This window comes from Thalassovita taeanensis, assembly GCF_900110775.1.
GTDB classification, from domain to species: Bacteria; Pseudomonadota; Alphaproteobacteria; order Rhodobacterales; family Rhodobacteraceae; genus Litorimicrobium; species Litorimicrobium taeanense.
The window spans coordinates 121,293-137,343 of record NZ_FOEP01000003.1; the positions used below are offsets into that span (position 1 = coordinate 121,293).

Consider the following 16,051-nt stretch of genomic DNA (forward strand, 5'->3'; position numbering starts at 1 on the left):
TGCTCAGGCCCTTTCAAAGCCGCGTGCCAGTTCGTAGTCCGTCACCGCCTGTTCGAATTCTTCGAGTTCCCATTCCGCGGCGCGGGTATAGTGGTCGATCACCCAATCGCCCATCGCTGCGCGCAGCATGGTTGAATTGCGCAGGGTTTCGGTGGCGTCGCGCAGGGTTTTGGGCACCTCACGCGCCTTTTCGTTGTCGTAGACGTCGCCGGTGGTGGGGGCGGCAAGCTCCAGCCCCTCTTCGATCCCGGCCAGACCGGCGGCCAGCTGTGCCGCCATCGCCAGATAGGGGTTCAGGTCAGAGCCGCCAATGCGACATTCCACCCGCACCGATTTGCTGTTCTCGCCGCACAGGCGGAAACCGGCAGTGCGGTTGTCGACAGACCAGACGGTTTTGGTGGGGGCAAAGCTGCCGCGCTGGAACCGTTTGTAGCTGTTGATATAGGGAGCCAGAAACACGGTCATGTCCGGGGCGTATTTGATCATCCCGGCCATATAGTGCCGCATCATCTGCGACATGCCGTGTTCGCCCTCGGGGTCGAAAAACGCGTTCTGGCCGTCCTTCCACATGGATTGGTGCACATGCGACGAGCTGCCGACGCGGTCGGTGCGCCATTTCGGCAGGAAGCTGGCGGCGTGGCCCTGCTGGTCGGCGATTTCCTTGGTGGCGTGTTTGGCGATCGTGTGGTGATCGGCGGTGTCCATCGCGGGGGCGTATTTGATATTCAGCTCTTCCTGACCGGCCTCGGCCTCGCCCTTGGTGTTCTCCACGGGGATGCCTGCGGCGTAGAGATGATTGCGCAGCGGGCGCATCACGTGCTCTTCGCGGCTGGTCTGAAGGATGTTGTAATCTTCGTTATAGTCGCTGATCGGTTCCAGATCGCGAAAGCCGCTGGCGGCGATCTGTTTGAAGCTTTTGGCGAAGAGGAAAAACTCAAGCTCGGTCGCCATGATCGGGGTCAGGCCCATCGCTTCGGCGCGCGCGATCTGTTTTTTCAGGATGGTGCGGGGGGCGTGCGGCACCTCTTCGTGGGTGTGATGATCCAGCAGATCGCACAGCACCATCACCGTGCCCTGTAGCCAGGGCATCGGGCGGATGGTGGTCAGATCGGGTTTCATCACATAGTCGCCATAGCCCGCACGCCAGCTGGTGGCGGCGTAGCCTTCGGGGGTGGCCATCGCCAGATCGGTGGCCAGCAGGTAGTTACAGCAATGGGTTTCTTTCCACGCGGTTTCAACAAAGTGCTGCGCCACAAAGCGTTTGCCCATCAGGCGGCCCTGCATATCGACGATGCAGACCAGAACGGTATCCACGGCGTGGGTCTCTACGGCGGTTTGCAGCGCCTCGAATGTCATCAATCCGGCCATGGGTCGGCTCCTTTGTCGTTGATCTGTCGTGACGCAGCCCCGGACGATATCCGGGGCCGCGCCGAGTGTCATGTCGCGCCGATGGCGAGCTTAGCCATAGCGATAGGGGCGGCCCGCTTTTTCCATGTCGGCGTTGTACTTCTTGAAGATCTCGACGACCTTCGCCTTGGTCTCGGACTCGGCTGCGATCTCATCCCAGAAGACATGCGCGGCGGATTCGACCGTTGCCCATTCTTCGTCGGGAATCGAGGTGAGCTGCATCTTGGTGCCATCGACGCGCAGCGAGGCTTCGCCACCCCAATACCACCACTGACGATAGTAGTGCGACTGATCCATGCAGACCTTGAGCAGCTCTTGCAGATGCGCGGGCAGTTCGTTGTAGCGGTCCATATTGGCGAAGAACGACCCGGCCCAGGCGCCCGAGATGTTGTTGGTCAGGAAGTAGTTGGTCACATCGGCCCAGCCAACGGTGTAGTCTTCGGTGATGCCGGACCATGCGATGCCGTCCAGCTCGCCGGTTTGCATGGCAACCTCGATATCTTCCCACGGCAGGGTCACGGGGACCACGCCGAACTGCGTCAGGAACCGGCCCGCTGTGGGGAAGGTAAAGACGCGTTTGCCTTTGAGGTCCGCCAGCGAGGTGATCGGATCTTTGGTGGCGAAATGGCAGGGATCCCATGCGCCGGCGCTGATGTGTTTGACGCCAACCTTGGAATATTCCGCATCCCAGATTTCGTTCAGGCCGTACTGGTTGAACAGCACCGGCACATCGAGCGAATAGCGCGAGGCGAAGGGGAAATAGCCACCAAACACGGTGACTTCGGTCGGCGAGGCCATTGAGTCGTCATCCGACTGCACCGCGTCGATCGTGCCCTTTTGCATGGCGCGGAACAGCTCGCCGGTCGGGACCAGCTGATCGGCGAAGTAGAGTTCGATCTGCATCTGGTCGCCGGCGATCTTGTTGAAGCTGTCGATGGCGGGCTTGATCACATGCTCGGCCAAAGCGGGGCCGGCATAGGTCTGCATCCGCCAGCGGATGGTCGAGGCGGCCAGCGCCGGGGCGGCCAGTGCGGCGGGTGCGGCAATGGCGGCTGAGGTCAGAAACTTACGTCTGGTTGTCATTTTTCTCTCTCCTGTTGGTTTATTCGATATGTCTTGCCTTGGTCGCTCCTGTTCGGAGTTCTGTCATTTTCCGTAAACGTAATTTGGCAGCCACAGCGCGATCTGCGGAAAGGCCATGATCAGCACCAGTGACGCAATCATCACCAGCACGAAGGGCAAAATCGAGCCATAAATATCGCGCAGCGTGATTTCAGGCGGGGCCATGGCGCGCATCAAAAACAGGTTATAGCCGAAGGGCGGCGTCATATAGGCGATCTGCGTGGTGATCGTATAAAGGATGCCGTACCAGATCAGGTCAAACCCCAGCGCATGAACCAGCGGCACATAGAGCGGCGCCACAATCACCAGCATCGCGGTATCGTCCAGAAACGTGCCCATCACGATGAAGCTGAGCTGCATCATGATCAGGATCATCCACGGGTCCAGCCCCAGCCGTTCTGTGAACAGGTCTTCGATGGCGCGCACGGCGCCCAGCCCGTCAAAGATGGCACCAAAGCCCAGAGCGGCCAGAATGATCCACATGAACATGCACGAAATGGCGAGGGTCGAGCGGACCGACACCTCGAATACGGCGCGGGTCATCCGGCCTTTGAGGACCGCCGCCAAAAAGGCGGTCATCGCGCCGATGGCCGAACTTTCGACAAGGCTGGTCCAGCCGTTTACGAAGGGCACCATCATGGTGGCAAAGATCACCAGCGGCAGCAGGCCCGCCGTCAGCAGGCGCAGCTTTTCGGCGCGCGGTACGTTGCGTTCTTCGGGCGGCAGAACCGGGCCAAGCGACGGGTTCAGGCGGCAGCGGATATAGATATAGGCGATGAACATCGTCGCCATCACCAGCCCCGGCACCACGCCCGCCAGCCAAAGCTGCCCCACGGGTTGCCGCGCGATCATCGCGTAAAGCACCAACACGACCGAGGGCGGCACGAGAATTCCAAGGCTCGACCCCGCTTGAATGACTCCGGTGACCATCTTTTTGTCATAGCCACGCCTGAGCAGTTCCGGCAGCGCAATCGTGGACCCGATCGCCATGCCTGCGACGGACAGCCCGTTCATCGCGGAAACCAGAACCATCAGGCCGATGGTACCGATCGCCAGCCCCCCGGACACTGGCCCCATCCAGACGTGGAACATCTTATAGAGGTCGTCAGCGATTTTGCTTTCCGACAGCACATAGCCCATGAAAATGAACATCGGCAGGGTCAGAAGCGGATACCATTTCATCAGCTTCATCGCCGAGGAAAACGGAATGTCAGACCCGCCCGTGCCCCACAGCATCAACGCCGCCAACGCCGCTACACCGCCAATCGCGCCAAACACGCGCTGGCCGGTGAACAGCATCAGCATCATCAGCGCGAACATGAAAATGGCGATCATTTCGTAAGACATTACAGCTCCTTGCCGCGAATGCGTGCCACGTCCTTGAAAAACTCGGACATGGCTTGCAGCATCATCAGGCTGACGCCGACGCACATTGTGATCTTGATCGGCCACAGGATCGGCCGCCACGCGGTCGGGCTGCGTTCATTGTATTTCAAGGAATAGGTCGTGCTGTCGATCGCGCCATAGAGCAGCACCCCAAGATAGAACATCAGGAACAGCACGGTAAACGCATCGAACCACGCTTTTTTGGTGTTGGACCAGTCGTGGTAAAACAGGTCCATCCGCACGTTCGACCCAAGTTGCAGCGAATAGGGCCCGCCCAGCATGTAATAGGCGACCATGGCGAATTGCGCCATTTCCAGCGTCCAGAGCGAGGGCAGGAAGAAGGTTTTGGAAATCGATGACCACATCAGAATGCCCATCATCACAAAGATGCCGTACATCACGATCCGGCCCAGCCGGTAATTCACCGCATCAACGACACGCACAAAACCTTTGATCAGTGGGGGCATGGCACCTCGCTTGGGGTCAAGGACACATCCAGCGCTGCCATGGCCGATGCAATCCACTGCGCCAGCCTCCCGGCCATGGCGCGCTGGCTGTCGCGATCCGCAATCAGATCGTTGCGGATTTCAAGCATCACGTTCAGCGCCCCACGCGGCAAGGCGTGGTGGCGCAGGGTATGGGTGACGCCGTGTTCGGGGCCGTATGGGTCATTGCGGCCTATGTTTTCCTGCACATGATCGGCCGCGCAGGCCAGCATAGCATCGGCCAGACGGCTGTCTGTATCATGCAATACCCCGATTTCCACGGCGCGGGGGGTGCCGTAATACACCGGCGTAAAGCTGTGCACTGTCACGATGACCTGCGGTGCTTTGGTATCCAGCACCGTGCGCAGGGCCGCGTTGAATGGATCGTGGAACCGGCGCACGCGTTCAGCGGCGGCGTCGGATGTCAGGGCGATATTGCCGGGCACCTCGAACAGTTCACTTTGGGGGGGGATGGCATCGGCGGCCTCGGGGGGGCGGTTGCAATCAAACAGCAGCCGCGATGCCGCGCCTGCGACCAACGGCGCATCCAGCGCGCGGCTAAGCCCCTGCGCCACGGCCAAGGCGCCAGGATCCCAGGCGATATGGCTGCGCTGCGCCTCATCGCTCAGGCCCAGCGTTCCGATGTCAGCCGGAAACACGTTCGAGGCATGTTCGCAGATCACAACAACAGGCCCCAGCCCATCGGGGTTGATGACTTGCACCGCCTCGTTCTGCGTAGTGGACCGGGATTGTAACATGTCGGAAACGGCTGACCTCTTGCTGTTGTGAAGACAATTCTTCATCTGACACCGACCTGTCAACGATGATCCTGAAATTATTTCTTCACGAAGGTGTCGCCTGTCGGTATATTGAGCAAAAAAGGGGACGCACGTGACAGAACCCGCCGAGACCATTGCCGAGCGCTTGCATGCCGCGTTTGATTCGCTGACCCGCGCCGAACGGCAACTGGCGGATTCATTGCTTCAGAATTACCCGGTATCTGGGCTGGGCTCGATCACGTTGGTGGCCAAGGCGGCAGGGGTTTCCACGCCGACGGTGGCGCGGATGGTGCAAAAGCTTGGGTTTACTGGCTTTCCTGATTTTCAGGCCGAGCTGCGGCGCGAGCTTGAGGCGAAAATCTCGGACCCGATTACCAAGCATGACACTTGGGTCGAAAAGGCACCGGACGCGCATATCCTGAACCGGTTTACCGATGCGGTGATGGGCAACATTCGCCAGACCCTGACCCAGATTGATATCGAAACGTTTGATCGCGCCTGCACCCTGTTGGCCGATCCGGGGCAGTCGGTTTACGTTGTGGGCGGGCGGATTACCCGGTCGCTGGCGGACTATTTCTTTATGCATATGCAGGTGTTGCGAGCGGACGTGACGCAGATTCAGTCGATGTCGAACGCCTGGGTGCATTACCTGCTGGATATGAAGCCGGGCGATGTCGTGGTGATTTTCGACGTGCGCCGATATGAGAATGCGACCCTGAAGTTGGCCGAAATGGCCCGCGAGAAAGGCGCGCGGATCATTTTATTCACGGATCAGTGGCGCTCGCCGGTGCATGAATTTGCCGACTGCACTTTTTGCGGGCGCATCGTGGTGCCAAGCGCCTGGGACAGCTCGGTCACGCTGATGCTGATGCTGGAAATCGTGATCGCCGAGGTTCAGGAACACACTTGGGCCAGCACGCGCAAGCGGATGGAAGAACTGGAAGACATGTTCGACCGGACGCGGTTTTTCCGCAAATTTACCTGATCGCCCCCGACGGCAGGGGGCAAATATCGCGCTAGGTATGGGTTGCGGCGTTCTCGGTCACATCCGCTGAGCGATCGCTTTTCTTATGCGTGGTCAGCTCAAAATAGAATATGCTGCCTTCATCTTCGTTCGAGATGCAGTGGATCGTGCCGCCGTGCAGTTCCACGATGCTTTTCACAATCGCCAGGCCCAGCCCCGTTCCACCTTTTTGGCGCTGATCGGAGGAGTCGATTTGTGTAAACCAATTGAAGATCTTCTCTTGGGCGTCTTCCGGGATTCCGCTGCCGGAATCCTCGATCGAAACGCGCACAGTTTCTTTTGCCGCGTCACATCTGACACGCGCAATAACTTCGCTTCCGGGGTGCGAGAATTTTATCGCGTTCGACAAAAGATTCGATAGCACCTGAAGAAGCCGGTCATTATCGCCATTCACATAAACCGGATTGGTTTCACCCGCATATGACAAGCGAATATTATATTCGTCAGCATAAGGTCCGTTCGATTCAAGCGACTCGCGAACAAGGGCCGTCAGATCAAGCGACCCCATTTTGGTAAACGCTTCGCCTGAATTAAGCTTTTCAATATCAAGAATGTCGTTGATCAATCGGCCAAGAAGCTGGCTGTTTCTGAACGCGATATCCAGACTTTTCTGCGCGGCAGGCGTGTCATATCCCAATGCACCGGAGCGAAGCAAAGAGAGCGCCCCCTTGATCGAGGTCAGCGGTGTGCGAAGCTCGTGATTGACCACGGATACGAATTCCGACTTGGCTTTTTCGACGGCTTTTCGCTCGGTGATATCTCGTACAATTCCGACAAACAGGCGTTCACCCTGAACCAGAATTTCAGAAACCGTCAGTTCGATCGGGAAGGTCGACCCGTCCTTGCGCCGCCCGGTTTCTTCGCGCCCGGTCCAGTCGATGCGGCGGTTCTTTTCCTGCTGATACCGCAGCAGAACCGCGTCATGAACAGATGCATCCGGTTTGGTCATCAGCATGCTGACGTTTTGGCCAATCACTTCGTTGGCCAAATACCCGAAAATTCGCTCGCAGGCCGGGTTGTAGATCCTGATTTCGCCCATTTCACCGATGATGATCAACCCTTCGCCAACATTGGCGAGAATGGACTGAAGCTTGGATTCATTTTCGACATGCTTGTCCGTCAGGGTCTGAAACGCTTTGGCCAGCGTGCCGATTTCATCCTGAGAGGTCACGACCAGATCCAGCGGTTTGCCATCATCTACAGACGCCATGACTTTGCGCGTCAGGGTCTGCAATGAATGCGTAAGGCTGGTTGAGACAACAAGCGTGATGCCTGCCGCGATCAGCACAAAGATCGCCATCAGCAGAAAGCTGTCGCGCTGGGTTTGTTTTACCTTGGCAAGGATTCGGGCCTTGGGGGTCTGAAGCATCACCCCAAGAAAGTTATCAGGTTGCGTATCATTCAGATGCACGCGCATCAGATAGGAATTGTCTTCGGTATCAAGGATCTGGCCTTCGTCCGCGGTAAACGCAATCGCGCGGTAGACTGCGGTCGGCAGGGGCGCAGAATAGTCATCGTGGAATTCAAGCCGTGACACGGCCCCATCCGGCGTGTAGCTCAGAAAATCCCCGGCCTGATTGACCACATATATTCTGTTTTCCTGCTGAAGGTTTTCAAAAGCACTGGCCAGAAGCTGTTCATAGTCGACGTTGATGACAAGCAGGCCGAACAATTCGTGGCTGTCTTTGAAAATCGGCAAAATCGCCCGGATCATCACGGTTCTGGGTTCGACGATCCGACCATGTTCCCGATTATACGTTGCGTCGGAAAAGACCACGCTGTGCCGTTCATGCGGCATGAACTGATCGTGCTCTTGGGCGTGCGTGACAGCTTCTTGAAAATACGCTTCGTTGCCCTTTTCCTGAAGCTGTGCAGGTTGAACCGGAACGATCCAGTCGCCCACTTTGTTGACGCGCACGATTTCTTTGCCGTTGTCCGTCATCCCGATCAGACGGAACTGGGTGTATTCAGATCGCACAAGCATCAACGACGTCATCAGATCTACCAAGCTGTCGCTTGCCTGCTGCTCGTCCAAGTTACCCGAGGCAATGTCCCGAAGCGCGGGGTGCGACGCGACCATTGAAAGGTCGTTTTTGATGTGATCGTACTGCGCCGAGAACCGCGCGGCCAAAAGATGCGTTTCACCTGCCAAGTTGCTGACAGATGTTTCCAGCGTGTTTTGAACCGTCCGCGTGTAATAGAACATGCTGATGCTTGTTGTGGACAGCGCAACGATGGCACAAGTCACAAGGATGATCTTCCAGCGCAAAGGGAAGCCATTGGCCGGGAATTTTAGACGTGAAAGCATGCTATTCACGCGTATTCTGCGATAGCATAGGTATTCATCATCAACTCCGTGTACATGCCAAAGGCGTCTCTGGTTGTCAGACCGAAACAGTAGCCTACTATACACACAGCTCTAGCGGGAAAGTGCAAGGCATCTTCCCCTTTCCGTAACGTACTGTATCAATTATTTTCCGCCACAATTTTCGTCATACTTTTACCATTTTGCTCTGCAAGCATAGATTTGATGCACTTTAGGGTGTATTTTGCGGGGCATTTCCCGCTTTAGGTGATGAAGTAGCAACTAAGGGTAGTTTCGAGAATGCGGATTCTTGCAGTTGACGATGACAATCTTGTTCTCGAGTTGCTTGCGGCAACCCTAGAAGAAGCAGGCCATTCCGATTTGGTTCTGGAAACGTCGGCGTATAAGGCTCTCGGTTTGCTTGATGCCGCCGAGCCGCCGGTGGATTGCATTCTGCTGGATATCCAAATGCCTGAAATGGACGGTATCGAGCTTTGCCAGGAGATCAGGAAAAAACCTGCTTATAGCAAAACACCGATCATCATGATCACGGCAATGTCGCAGAAAGCATATATCGACAGGGCCTTTGCCGCAGGTGCCACGGATTACGTGACGAAGCCGTTCGATTCGGTCGAACTTGTCTCTCGGGTTGGGATGGCGTGGCGGCTGCATAAGTCCGAGCAGGACATTCAGAACGGTCTTATACGAGAGGCCGATCTGCGCGCCGAAAAAGAACGCGACAGCTTTGTAAACTTGCGTGCGCCCATTGCTCTTGCCGCCGTCGAAGGCGTGATCGGCTTTGCGGCGATGAAAAACTATCTGAGGCAGCTGTCACAAGGCGGGCTTATCACAAGTCATATTCTTGCCTTCCACATCGACCAGATCGAAAAGCTGTATGCGCATTTCTCCCCGACGGAGTTCAAGGATCTTCTGGGCCAGATTGCTGACGCGATTTTGGACGGTTTGCCATTTGACGAGCGCCTGTTGTCCTATGCGGGAAACGGGACGTTCGTCACCCTTGCGCACGGTGTTTACACGCACAAACCCAAGACGCTTGAACTGGCCATCCAATCTGAATTGGCCGCGCTGAAACTCGTAGACCATAACGGTGCCCCGCTGAAAATCACGGCGTCGGTCGGAAAGCACCTGCGCGTGGGGGTGATCCGTGTCGGCAACAATACTGCCGAGGCTTTGCATGCTGCGGTTCGGAGCGCGGAGCAGGCCTCGGAGCAGAATGTGCTCGACGCCCAAACCCAAACTGTTTTGTCGACGCATCGCGAAGCTTTGCCGGGCACGCAATGGCGTTTTTCCAAGCTTTTCAGCACGGGTCGCAAATAAGCGTTAGATGCGCGGATTGATTTCGCCCCGGATTTGCGGGGCGTTTTCAGGCCGTGAGTCCGCCTTTTACCAGACTACAAACTGCGGACCGTAGGCTGCTTGAGCTCAGCTCAGCTCAGGGGCAGTGTTGAGATCTGTCCCACAGCGCCTGAATTTGGCTCGGCAGTTCCAAGGGGTCAAACGGTTTGGCGATGACATCCAAGGCGCCAAGGGCGCGCAGTGCGGCCTGATCGGATGCCCGCGTTTTGGCGGTCATGAAAATTGCCGGGATGCACTTGGTGGTCTCTATCTGACGCAGGCCCGCAAGGGTTTCCTCTCCGCTCAGGCCGGGCATCATGACATCAAGCAAAAACAGATCCGGTTCTATTTCGGATGATTTTTCGATGGCTTCCTGGCCTGAAAAGAATTGAAACAGGGTATACCCGCCCACAAGTTCAAGCGCCATTTTGGAGACTTCCTGAATATCAGGATCGTCTTCGACATGAACGATCTTGCGTAACTGCCTCATTTATTCACTCCATTTTTTGTCTGATGGTTAGAGAGCAACGAGTCATCACTGGTAACGAGTCAGGGAAACGCTTTAGGCGCGAATTTCCTGTGTGTCGGAATATTTGGCCATATCAAAATAGAATTTGCTACCCTGACCGACCTTGCTTTCAAACTGTATCTGGGAGCCGTGCTTTTCGATGATCGCTTTCACGACGCTCAGGCCCAATCCAGTTCCATTTACCTTGCGGCGGTCGGACGAATCGACCTGCTGGAACCGCTCCAGAATGTGCGGCTGCGATTTCTCGGGGATGCCGCAGCCCTTGTCCTTGACCCATATGCGCACCTTGCGGCCCATATCGGTCATCCCGACTTCGACATTCTCGCCGACCGGCGAGAACTTTGCCGCGTTTGACATCAGGTTGGACATTACCTGCATCAACCGATCCGGGTCGCCGTCAATTGTCAGGTTTTGATCAAGCCCCTGCCCGACAAAGCGCACGCCGCATTCCAAAGCATAGCCTTCATTGGCCTCAACCGCCTCGGCCAGGAATTCTGCGACATTCATTTCCTGAAGCTGAAAGGGCATTCTTTCAGAGTCGATTTTATCCAGGTCCAGAATGTCATTGATCAGCAGAATCAGGCGGTCGGTGTTGCGCTTTGCGATTGCCAGAATTGAATTCACGCGCTCGGGCAGCTCGTTTTCGGCCGCCATAGAGACCAACCCCAATGCTCCTTTGATCGAGGTCAGCGGCGTGCGCAGTTCGTGGCTTACCATTGAAACGAATTCTGATTTCGCCTGAGTTGCCGCATTGCGCGCAGTGACATCGCGAACCACCGCCACATAACGCGGGGCGTTGCCGGCAGGCTGAACCAGTTGCAAACTGATCTCGACACTTCTGTCATCGTGGTGGATTTCGAACGTGATCGAACGCTCGCGCTGATAAGACAGCTGACGGATCTTGCGCCTTAGGTTCTTCATATCAATAAGGTCGTGCGTTTCCGGGATCGTCGCTTGTTGATACCCATCCTCGGGCCAGCCGAGCCGCGCGCGGGCGCTGTGGTTCATATAAGTGATATGGAAATCGTCGGGGGTGAACATGTAAACTTCATCCCGCAGCAAATCCAGCGTTTCACGCAATTGCACTTCTGCGTCGAACGTCTTGAGCTTGGTGATATCGGTTCGCAGGCCGATGGTTTCCTTCAGCCGACCCTTGGCATCCAGCACAGGCACCAGGGTTGTCTGGGTCCAATAGGCTTCGCCGCTTCGTGTCTGTAGGTGTGTTTCGCCTGCCCAGATTTTACCATCGAGCAAGTTCGCCTGAATGGTGTCGGAGTTGCTGTCGTAGAAATCGGGCGGGTAGAGCTGATGGATCGACTTCCCCAAAAGCTCGGATCTATCGAAACCGGAGGTCTTAAGAAATTTCTCGTTTACGCCTTTGATGGTCCAGTCCGGATTGATCACGGTGATCATGCAGTGCTCATCCAGCGCACGTTTATATATCAGCAGTTCACTGTCCAGATTGACGACTTTTCGCCAGGCCAGGAACGTGATCAGCAGGGCGGCAACCAAAATAATGGCGGTTGCAAACCAAAGGGCGGGGAATGCCTGAAGGGAGTTGCTATCAGCAACGGCCGCGGCCCATTTCAGCATATTGTTCTCCTACCCATGCCGTGCTTGCCAGAACACTATGCATATTTAACCTCACATACGCACATGCTCATTGGAAATATAGATCACACTTTTGATATTATCTAAGCATTTCATCTGCATGGAGCTGCAATATGGTTCAAGCGTGGAAAGTTTATGTCCTTTCAAACTTGATGTTTTGGCCAGTTTTGGGGCTGCACACGCCCGCGCCGCCCTCGTGTGCCTGCTGATATAGGAGCTTCGAAAAATTTGCGAGCGGCGCCGGTCGCATTGATTTTAAGCACAAAAACGCATGGCTACCGGTCCGGGGCGCGTTGTTTTCCAAAAAACGTGGTTCAGATGGCGGTGATGTCGGGTTCGAGGTCACCCCGCGCCGAGACGCCATTTTGCGCCATAATTTTGCGGATGTCGACGTCGGTCCTGCCCGGCGCTGAGCTGTGGTGGCTTTGAGTTCGCACCGCAGAGCACGCCGAAAGCCTGAGTGCCGTGTCGGTGCGGTCGGTTATCTCAGACGGCGATCTGTCAGGTTCAGACGCCCGGCGACGATGGGGCGGAGGGTGTCTGCCAGCTCGGGGGAGGCGGCCTGCATCTGCGCCAGCTCGTCAAGACGGTTGGTGGCGATCAGCTCGAGCAGGTCGAGGCGCAGGGCGCCAGTGCCGTCGCGCGGCAGGGTTTTGACCGTCTGAAGCAACGTCGGTTTCACGTCGGTATCATGTCGGTATTGCATCGGTGCGTCGGCCTCGGCGAAGGCATAGAGGCCAACGCCGCCGGCGGGCAGGGAATAGGCGGCGAAAGCCACCTCGCGCGCGCCATCACCGATCAACGCGGCGCGGATCGCGGGGCCATCTTGTGCCACGCGGTTTTCCGAGCCTTCGCCATCGGACCAATGCATCAGGCGGCGGGTGATGAAATTATAAAGCCGCTTGCCTGTCGCCATCCAGATCCGCGAGGGCAGGGATTTGCGCGCCAGCATTTTCTTTTCCGAGGGCGTCAGCAGATGTGGCGCGAAGGCGCGTTTCTGTTTCAGCATATGGCGCAGATCCTCGCGCGCGGCGACGCGGAACATCTTGCCCCGGCGGCGGTGCACGGTGGCAAGCTGAAAGTCGATGACCGAGGCGCGGCCATCGGGGGTCATCAGCCAGTTTTGCGGCTTGGCAATATCGTTGTGGGTCACGCCACGGTGGCGCATTTCGCGCAGCAGGCGTTTGGCGTCTTTGTACCATTCAGCATGTGACGGCTTGGCCAGATGCAGCGGCGTGCCCGCCGACCAGACCCGCAGAATTCCAGCGCGGTCGGCCTGAAGCAGAATAGGGGTGCCTTCGATGCCCTGAACGGCGCGCAAGCCGCGCGCCTCTTTGCGGGCAAGGAATTGCGAGACCGGCCGGGCGTACCACGGCACGCCGTCCAGCCGCCGCAACGCCACGCGCTGTTCCGGGTCGTTGGCCATATGGCCCGATACGGTTTCGGAAAAGATGTCACGTTTGAGGATGGTATCGGGGACAAACCCGGCCAGCGATGTCGGCTGTGATGTTGTCATGCGGCACCTCCTGAAACAAAAACATCCGGGGCTGATATAGCCCCGGATGCATGTGTCAAGCAATGGTGGTGGGGTTATTCCGCCGCCCAACCCGCAACGGATTTGACTTCGAGGAAATCCTCGATGCCCCAAACGCCGCCTTCGCGACCGTTGCCGGATTGTTTCATGCCACCAAACGGCGCACCCGCGCCGCGTGAGGCACCGTTCATTTCAACCATGCCCGAGCGCAGTTGCTGCGCCAGCCGGTTGGCGCGGGGGCCGTCTTGCGTCTGCACATAGTTGGTCAGGCCGTAGACGGTGTCATTGGCGATGGCGACGGCTTCTTCCTCGGTCTCGAACGGGATGATTGACAGGACCGGGCCGAAGATTTCTTCGCGGGCGATGGTCATCTGGTTGGTCACATCGGCAAAGACGGTCGGTTTGACGAAGAAGCCGCGGTTCAGGTGCTCGGGGCGACCGGTGCCACCGGCAACAAGGCGGGCGCCTTCGTCGATGCCCTTTTGGATCAGGCCCTGAATTTTGGTCCATTGCGCTTCGTTCACGACAGGGCCGATGTGGCGGCCCGAGTCGTGCGCGCTGCCGACGGTGACAGAATTGGCGACTTCGGCGGCGGTTGCGACGGCTTGGTCGTAAATGCCCTTTTGCACCAGCATCCGGCTGGGTGCGTTGCACGACTGGCCGGTGTTGTTCATCATATGCAGCACGCCGCGTTTGACGGCCTTGTCGTCGGCATCGGCGAAGATGATGTTGGCGCCCTTGCCGCCCAGTTCCAGGTGCACGCGCTTGAGCGTGTCAGCGGCGGTTTTGGAGATGGCGATGCCGGCACGGGTCGAGCCGGTGAAGCTGACCATGTCGACGTCTTTATGACCCGAAAGCTGGGTTCCGACACCAAGTCCGTCACCGTTGACCAGATTGAAGACGCCCGGCGGGAAACCGGCCTCGTGCATGAACTCGGCAAAGAGGATCGCGTCGAGCGGGCTTTCCTCGGACGGTTTCAGCACCATGGTGCAGCCGGCGATGGCGGCGGCGATGACCTTGAGCGTGACCTGATTCATCGGCCAGTTCCACGGTGTGATCAGGGCGCAAACGCCGATCGGTTCGTGAATGATGCGGTCATTCGGGGCGTGGTCGCCCAGCGGTTTGATGAATTTGAAATCCTTGGCCGCTTTGATGAAGTTCGTGATGTGCCAAGTGCCGGCGCCAACCTGACTGGAGCGGGACATGTCGATGGGCGCGCCCATCTCGATGCTCATGGCTTGCGCCATTTCTTCGGAGCGGGCCTTGTAGATTTCCAGCAGCTTTTCCACCAGCGCGATGCGTTCGGCGGGCGACGTGGCCATCCATGCGGGGAAGGCGGCCTTGGCGGCGGCAACGGCGGCGTCGCTATCGGCCTGACCGCCCAGCGAGATCACGGCGCAGGGCTCTTCTGTCGAGGGATCAATGACGTTGTGGTCGCGCGGCTGAGCCGGATTGACCCATGCCCCATTGATATAAAATTGGCGTTTCTCGATCATCTTTGACCTCCGTGAGGATGTTCCCAGGGCTGTGGTCAATTTCCGCATGGTGGAAGGGTTGGCCGCAGGTTTCCGCGGCAGTCTGGCAGGGGTTTTAGGCTCCTGCAAGGGGCAGTCTTGTTGATTTCAAAAATTTGATCAAATTAGGAAGTGAGGTGGGATCACATGACGCACTGGCGGTTTTTTGACATAGTCGATAGAAAAACTCTGGAACTTGCCAGTTTAGAACATATCTAATATACAGAATGTAATCAGACAACTTTTGGAAGGACAGTCGAATGGGCTTGCGTATCAATGACATCGTACCGAATTTTACAGCCGAGACAGATCAGGGGACGATCACGTTCCACGACTGGATCGGAGATAGCTGGGCGATTCTGTTTTCCCACCCCAAGGATTTCACTCCTGTCTGCACAACCGAATTTGGCGCCGTGGCGCAACTGGCCGATGAATGGGTCAAGCGCAACACCAAGGTGATCGGCCTGTCGGTGGACGGTGTTGACGAGCACAAGCAGTGGAAAAGCGACATCGAAGCGTTTTCCGGCGCGCCCGCAGGGTTCCCGATCATCGCGGATCGGGATCTGGCAGTGTCGAAGGCCTTCGATATGCTGCCCGCCGAGGCGTATCTGCCCGATGGGCGCACGGCCGCCGATTCGGCCAGCGTGCGGTCGGTGTTCATTGTCAGCCCCGACAAGAAGGTGCAGCTGATCATGACCTATCCGATGTCGGTAGGCCGTAACTTTGCCGAGGTGCTGCGCGCGCTGGACGGGTTGCAGGCAACCTTTGGCACGCCGGTTGCCACTCCGGCCAACTGGACCGTGGGGCAGGACGTGATTGTGGCGCTGTCGCTGACCGACGATCAGGCGCGCGAAAAGTTTGGCGAGATCGACGTCAAGCTGCCCTATCTGCGCACGACCAAATACAAGGCCTGATCTGCGCCTGACCTATTTGAAGTGATGATTGAGACCCCGGAGATTTCCGGGGTCTTTTTTTGTGCGTCACAGTTGCAACAGGATT

The 16,051-nt window shown here is 57.3% G+C and carries 13 protein-coding genes; 3 read left to right on the forward strand and 10 right to left on the reverse strand.

The genetic code is table 11. The annotated features are described in order from the left end of the window. Positions 1-3: 3 nt before the first annotated feature. From BSF79_RS05340 to BSF79_RS05360, 5 genes are all read right to left on the reverse strand, one after another. Complete coding sequence (locus BSF79_RS05340; protein WP_090268829.1) at positions 4-1,368, reverse strand: glutamine synthetase family protein; 1,365 nt, start codon at positions 1,366-1,368, stop codon at positions 4-6. A 90-nt stretch (positions 1,369-1,458) separates the two neighbouring features. Further along, positions 1,459-2,490, reverse strand: a complete 1,032-nt coding sequence (locus tag BSF79_RS05345; protein ID WP_090268830.1) for a TRAP transporter substrate-binding protein — start codon at positions 2,488-2,490, stop codon at positions 1,459-1,461. 63 nt (positions 2,491-2,553) lie between these two features. Further along, entirely contained in the window at positions 2,554-3,876 is a 1,323-nt protein-coding gene (locus tag BSF79_RS05350) for a TRAP transporter large permease (RefSeq protein WP_090268831.1), read from the reverse strand. Beyond that, a complete protein-coding gene (locus BSF79_RS05355) occupies positions 3,876-4,382 on the reverse strand; it encodes a TRAP transporter small permease subunit (RefSeq protein WP_090268832.1) in 507 nt (168 codons plus the stop codon). The genes BSF79_RS05350 and BSF79_RS05355 overlap by 1 nt, the downstream gene beginning before the upstream one ends. Next, positions 4,370-5,158, reverse strand: a complete 789-nt coding sequence (locus BSF79_RS05360) for an N-formylglutamate amidohydrolase (protein WP_090268833.1) — start codon at positions 5,156-5,158, stop codon at positions 4,370-4,372. Before BSF79_RS05360 ends, BSF79_RS05355 begins: the two co-directional genes overlap by 13 nt. 133 nt (positions 5,159-5,291) lie before the next feature. Here BSF79_RS05360 and BSF79_RS05365 point away from each other — a divergent pair, with 133 nt between their 5' ends. Further along, positions 5,292-6,164: a MurR/RpiR family transcriptional regulator gene (locus tag BSF79_RS05365; RefSeq protein ID WP_090268834.1), complete on the forward strand. Its 873-nt coding sequence runs from the start codon at positions 5,292-5,294 to the stop codon at positions 6,162-6,164. A gap of 31 nt (positions 6,165-6,195) precedes the next feature. Here the strand turns inward: BSF79_RS05365 and BSF79_RS05370 are convergent, their stop codons facing one another. Then, on the reverse strand, positions 6,196-8,511 hold the full coding sequence (locus tag BSF79_RS05370) for an ATP-binding protein (RefSeq protein WP_090268835.1): 2,316 nt from the start codon (positions 8,509-8,511) through the stop codon (positions 6,196-6,198). Between the two features lie 297 nt (positions 8,512-8,808). On the opposite strand from BSF79_RS05370, the gene BSF79_RS05375 reads away from it, so the two are divergent. After that, positions 8,809-9,846 carry a response regulator gene (locus tag BSF79_RS05375; RefSeq protein WP_090268836.1) on the forward strand — a complete coding sequence of 346 codons (1,038 nt, stop codon included), beginning with the start codon at positions 8,809-8,811 and terminating at the stop codon, positions 9,844-9,846. A gap of 115 nt (positions 9,847-9,961) precedes the next feature. Here the strand turns inward: BSF79_RS05375 and BSF79_RS05380 are convergent, their stop codons facing one another. The 4 genes from BSF79_RS05380 to BSF79_RS05395 all read right to left on the reverse strand — a co-directional run bounded on the left by BSF79_RS05380 (position 9,962) and on the right by BSF79_RS05395 (position 15,034). Next, entirely contained in the window at positions 9,962-10,354 is a 393-nt protein-coding gene (locus BSF79_RS05380; protein ID WP_090268837.1) for a response regulator, read from the reverse strand. A gap of 72 nt (positions 10,355-10,426) precedes the next feature. Beyond that, positions 10,427-11,986 carry an ATP-binding protein gene (locus tag BSF79_RS05385; RefSeq protein ID WP_090268838.1) on the reverse strand — a complete coding sequence of 520 codons (1,560 nt, stop codon included), beginning with the start codon at positions 11,984-11,986 and terminating at the stop codon, positions 10,427-10,429. Between the two features lie 499 nt (positions 11,987-12,485). Next, the gene (locus BSF79_RS05390) at positions 12,486-13,520 is read right to left on the reverse strand and encodes a serine/threonine protein kinase (RefSeq protein ID WP_090268839.1); all 1,035 of its coding nucleotides are present in this window, start codon (positions 13,518-13,520) and stop codon (positions 12,486-12,488) included. A 74-nt stretch (positions 13,521-13,594) separates the two neighbouring features. Next, the gene (locus BSF79_RS05395; protein WP_090268840.1) at positions 13,595-15,034 is read right to left on the reverse strand and encodes an aldehyde dehydrogenase family protein; all 1,440 of its coding nucleotides are present in this window, start codon (positions 15,032-15,034) and stop codon (positions 13,595-13,597) included. A gap of 278 nt (positions 15,035-15,312) precedes the next feature. Here BSF79_RS05395 and BSF79_RS05400 point away from each other — a divergent pair, with 278 nt between their 5' ends. Then, positions 15,313-15,966 carry a peroxiredoxin gene (locus BSF79_RS05400; protein ID WP_090268841.1) on the forward strand — a complete coding sequence of 218 codons (654 nt, stop codon included), beginning with the start codon at positions 15,313-15,315 and terminating at the stop codon, positions 15,964-15,966. Positions 15,967-16,051: the final 85 nt, after the last annotated feature.

Coding starts and splice junctions, on each gene's coding strand:
- BSF79_RS05340 (WP_090268829.1), bottom strand. CDS start 1,368: ATGGCCGGATTGATGACATTCGAGGCGCTGCAAACCGCCGTAGAGACC.
- BSF79_RS05345 (WP_090268830.1), bottom strand. CDS start 2,490: ATGACAACCAGACGTAAGTTTCTGACCTCAGCCGCCATTGCCGCACCC.
- BSF79_RS05350 (WP_090268831.1), bottom strand. CDS start 3,876: ATGTCTTACGAAATGATCGCCATTTTCATGTTCGCGCTGATGATGCTG.
- BSF79_RS05355 (WP_090268832.1), bottom strand. CDS start 4,382: ATGCCCCCACTGATCAAAGGTTTTGTGCGTGTCGTTGATGCGGTGAAT.
- BSF79_RS05360 (WP_090268833.1), bottom strand. CDS start 5,158: ATGTTACAATCCCGGTCCACTACGCAGAACGAGGCGGTGCAAGTCATC.
- BSF79_RS05370 (WP_090268835.1), bottom strand. CDS start 8,511: ATGCTTTCACGTCTAAAATTCCCGGCCAATGGCTTCCCTTTGCGCTGG.
- BSF79_RS05375 (WP_090268836.1), top strand. CDS start 8,809: ATGCGGATTCTTGCAGTTGACGATGACAATCTTGTTCTCGAGTTGCTT.
- BSF79_RS05380 (WP_090268837.1), bottom strand. CDS start 10,354: ATGAGGCAGTTACGCAAGATCGTTCATGTCGAAGACGATCCTGATATT.
- BSF79_RS05385 (WP_090268838.1), bottom strand. CDS start 11,986: ATGCTGAAATGGGCCGCGGCCGTTGCTGATAGCAACTCCCTTCAGGCA.
- BSF79_RS05390 (WP_090268839.1), bottom strand. CDS start 13,520: ATGACAACATCACAGCCGACATCGCTGGCCGGGTTTGTCCCCGATACC.
- BSF79_RS05395 (WP_090268840.1), bottom strand. CDS start 15,034: ATGATCGAGAAACGCCAATTTTATATCAATGGGGCATGGGTCAATCCG.
- BSF79_RS05400 (WP_090268841.1), top strand. CDS start 15,313: ATGGGCTTGCGTATCAATGACATCGTACCGAATTTTACAGCCGAGACA.